This window comes from Guyparkeria sp. (assembly GCF_041687595.1).
In the GTDB taxonomy this organism is placed as follows: domain Bacteria; phylum Pseudomonadota; class Gammaproteobacteria; order Halothiobacillales; family Halothiobacillaceae; genus Guyparkeria.
The window spans coordinates 1-3,551 of record NZ_JAWLBP010000089.1 but is presented as its reverse complement, the minus strand read 5'-3'; the positions used below and the strand labels follow the sequence as shown (position 1 = coordinate 3,551).

At 64.8% G+C, this 3,551-nt stretch carries 4 protein-coding genes and 1 pseudogene; 2 read left to right on the top strand and 3 right to left on the bottom strand.

Translation table 11 applies throughout. The features are described 5' to 3' along the window. The 3 genes from ACESL5_RS09605 to ACESL5_RS09595 form a co-directional block, all read right to left on the bottom strand. On the bottom strand, positions 1-80 hold an 80-nt coding region (locus ACESL5_RS09605; protein WP_372592559.1), incomplete at its 3' end, for a rubredoxin. Between the two features lie 458 nt (positions 81-538). After that, the gene (locus ACESL5_RS09600) at positions 539-1,687 is read right to left on the bottom strand and encodes an acyl-CoA dehydrogenase family protein (protein WP_372592558.1); all 1,149 of its coding nucleotides are present in this window, start codon (positions 1,685-1,687) and stop codon (positions 539-541) included. Positions 1,688-1,746: 59 nt separating this feature from the next. Beyond that, on the bottom strand, positions 1,747-2,310 hold the full coding sequence (locus ACESL5_RS09595) for an OsmC family protein (RefSeq protein ID WP_125198671.1): 564 nt from the start codon (positions 2,308-2,310) through the stop codon (positions 1,747-1,749). A 354-nt stretch (positions 2,311-2,664) separates the two neighbouring features. Here ACESL5_RS09595 and cynS point away from each other — a divergent pair, with 354 nt between their 5' ends. Both cynS and ACESL5_RS09585 read left to right on the top strand, forming a co-directional pair. Further along, positions 2,665-3,108 (top strand): cyanase, encoded by a 444-nt coding sequence (gene cynS / locus ACESL5_RS09590; RefSeq protein WP_372592557.1) that lies wholly within the window; start codon positions 2,665-2,667, stop codon positions 3,106-3,108. A gap of 212 nt (positions 3,109-3,320) precedes the next feature. After that, positions 3,321-3,551: pseudogene (locus ACESL5_RS09585) on the top strand (hypothetical protein); the annotation flags it as partial.

Sequence of the window (3,551 nt, the reverse complement as noted above, 5' to 3'; positions counted from 1 at the left end):
TCCGGGTCGCCCTCGTCCTCGTCGTAGATCCAGCCGCACACGGTGCAGATCCAGCGGATGTCTTCTTCAGGCGTGTTCATGGCGGGTCACCTTGGTCTCGTTTACTTCATTGGGCGCCGACGGGCGCGGTTCTGCCTTGGGGCGGGTCACGTCGATGGCTCTAGGGAAGGTCTGCACAAATCGATGGCTTCTCTGCGGGACCGCCATGGGTCCAGGTGCAAGGCGCGGTCCGCCGTGAAGGGCCGTCCCCTTTACAAGGACCGCAACACCGCAGATGGGCCCATGGCGGCCCGCCCGGCCGGGGCTCGCGGGTTCGTCCGCACTCGGCGTTGCCGTCCCTCGATGGGCAACGAGCCCGTCTTCGCTCCGGTGCCTTGATTGCGAACGAACCCGCGAGCCAGAGAGGCCATCGATTTGTGTAGACCTTCCCTCGGCACAGGCTGCCGGCCAGGATCAGGATCAGGATCGGCGTGCGTCCCGCGTGGGGCGCGGTCATGACTGCGCCTGCTGGTTGTCGGATCGTGGGCGGGGCATGGGATTAATCGATCAGTGCCTCGATTTCCTTGCGCAGATGCTTGATCGCCGGGGTCACGATGGCGACGAAATAGGCCTCGCGCAGCTTGCGTTGGGCCGGGGCATCGACGAGGTAGCCGTTCGCGCCGGTGTGCAGCATCGCGCTGTTGGCCGCGCGCAGGGCGAGCTCGGAGCCTGCCAGCCGCAGTTCCAGTACCTGGCGGAAGTAGGCGGGGTCGGGGTTGTATACGTCACGGGCCAGTTCGCGCACCAACGCGCGGGTGTCCTCGAGGGCCTCGCGCAGTTCGTCGGGGCGATCGTCGAGGTAGCAGTTGACGTGGCCGAGGCGCGGTTCGACGTCCTCGCACAGGCGGATGCAGCCCTCGATCACGCCGGTGGCCATGCCCGTCTGCAAGAGGACGAAGCCGGCCTTGATGCGATTGAGGAACGGGCCGACCGGGTCGGCGATGATCTCGTTGTGGGGGATGAAGACATCCTTGAAGAACAGGGCGTAGGTGCCGGTGCCTTCCATGCCGCAGAACTCGGCCAGCTGCCGGAATTCGAAGCCGGGGGTGTCGGTGTGGACCAGCGCCATCACGTCGCGCGCGTTGTCGCCCTCGACGCGGAAGATCGAGCCGAACACGTGCGATTCGCCCAGGTTCGAGATCCAGGGCAGCTGGCCATTGACGATGAAACCGTCGGCGGTCTCCTCGGCGTGCAGCAGGATGCCCTCGATGCCGGCGAAGTACTTCATCGGGTTCGAGAGGGCGGTGCCGCCGAGCAGTTCGCCGCTGGCAAGCTTCGGCAGGACGGTATCCTTGAGGTGCTGGTTGTCGGAATTCTCGACATACCAGGCCACCGCGTCCTGGCACCAGGTCATGAAACCGGTGGACATGCATTCGGCGGAAATGCGGTCCATGTCGTCGATGGCCGCGGCGATGTCCATGCCGGACGGATTCTGTGAGGAAAGGTGATGGCGATAGGCGCCGGCCGCACCGATTTCGTGCAACACCTCGGCGGGGTACTCGCCGTGGTCGATCGGGATCACCTTGGGCTTGAGGGCACGGCGAATGACCGAGTCGAGGTCGGGAGCCTCGGTTTTCAGAAAGCTCGGCACGTCGGGTGGGGCCACGGTTGGCCGGGCCGCCACGGGGGCGTGGGTAGCGAGGTTCATGGAATCATCTCCGTTAGATGGCCCGGGCGGACCGGGCCGATTGGATGACGTCTCGGCGATCAGGCGAGATGGCAGGAGAGATCGACCGGGCGGGTCATGGTGTTGGCCACCGGAGACCACTTCTCGGCGGTGTCCAGCAGGTCCTGCAGGTCTTCCTGGCTGATCGGATCGACCGTCTCGACGTCGAAGTAGACGCGGATGGCGGTGAAGCCCAGCGGCTTTGATTCGTCCAGGTCACCCGTGCCCCAGACGGCGGTGACGTTGATGTCCGCTTCCATGTTCAGCTCGAGCTTGCTGATCTTGATCTGGCGGGCAGTGGCGTTGGCATGCACGCCCACCGCCAGGCAGGCGCCCAGCGCGGCCAGGGTGGCCTCGGAGGGGTTCGGAGCCGTGTCGTCGCCGAGCAGGTGCGGCGGCTCGTCGACCACCACCGGGTCGAGGTCGCGGATGTAGGTCAGGTTGCGGAAACGGCCTTCGCAGACGGTCTTCGCCTTGAGCGTGACCACCGCATCCGGGTTGGCCTTGCCCTTCTCGCTCAGTGCCTTGAGGCCGTCGGCGTCGATTTCCTTGATCGCCTGGCGGATGCAGGACGGGGCGACGGGTTGGGCGGTTGCTGTGCTCATGGGTATTCACTCCGGTTTTGGATTGGCTGGGACGTGGGTCGGGATGTCGCTGGATGACTCCCGCCGTCGCCCCCTGTGTTGCAGGGGCTGTGCCAACAACCGGAAATGGCGTCAAAGCGGCGTTTGCGAGGATTTCTGAGTGGAGTGCCCCATGATGGGGCGCGCATTGTCGGACAATGTCGCGACTTTCGTCGGCGCGGGGCGGACAATGTCGGAATGCTGGACGGGTGTCGGCCGTCCGTTCCCCATAACTGGTTGAAACGGAGAACTAAGTGCGGCTTGGCAGGCTTCTTGTAGTGCGGAATGGGTAGTGGCCAATGCCGGTCACGAAGATCCCTTAACGGAGATGCCCGCATGATGACCAAGCAAGCACTGACTGACCTGATACTGGAGAAGAAGACCGCGCTCGGCCTGTCCTGGGTCGATATCGCCAGCGGTATCGGCCTGTCCCCGACGTTCGTCACCTCGGCCTGCCTGGGCATGAACAGCCTCAAGCCCGAATTCGCCGACAAGCTGGTCGCGATCCTCGAACTGCCGGGCGAGGCCAAGGCCGCGATCGAGGCCTGCCCGATGAAGACCTGGGAACAGACCGTCCCGACCGACCCGCTCATCTATCGCCTCTACGAGGTCGTGGGTGTCTACGGCCCGACCATCAAGGAGCTGATCCACGAGGAATTCGGCGACGGTATCATGAGTGCCATCGACTTCTCGCTCGACATCGACCGCGAGGCCAACCCGGCCGGCGATCGCGTCGTGATCACCATGAACGGCAAGTTTCTGCCCTACAAGTCGTGGTAGGGCGAGGGCCGCGCAGGTAGGCGCCGGCCCTCGGTCCGTGTTGTCGACGCCCCGCTGGCCGGGGCGTTTGCATTTGCCAGGGAAAACCGTGGCCAGCAACTGAAGGACCGTGGTCCGTGTCCGAGACCACCGGGGGAGGTCAACGAGGTCTAGGCTGGATGTCCGGGACATGGGCTGGTGGTGCTGGCTAGCGACGGTTTCTTTCCGTCCCGATGCACGGCAGCGTGGCCGAGAAGGGCGGATCGCGGCGAGTCGTCCGCCACGAAAACGAGTGGAATGCGGTAAGATGGCGGCCGTTCACATCAGATAGCGGAACTTTCATGAGCGAAATGCCCCCTTGCCCGCAGTGCGGATCGACCTTCACCTACCACGACGGGACCCTCTACGTCTGCCCCGAGTGCGGCCACGAGTGGTCCGGGGACGCCGCCGTCGAGGGGGATGAC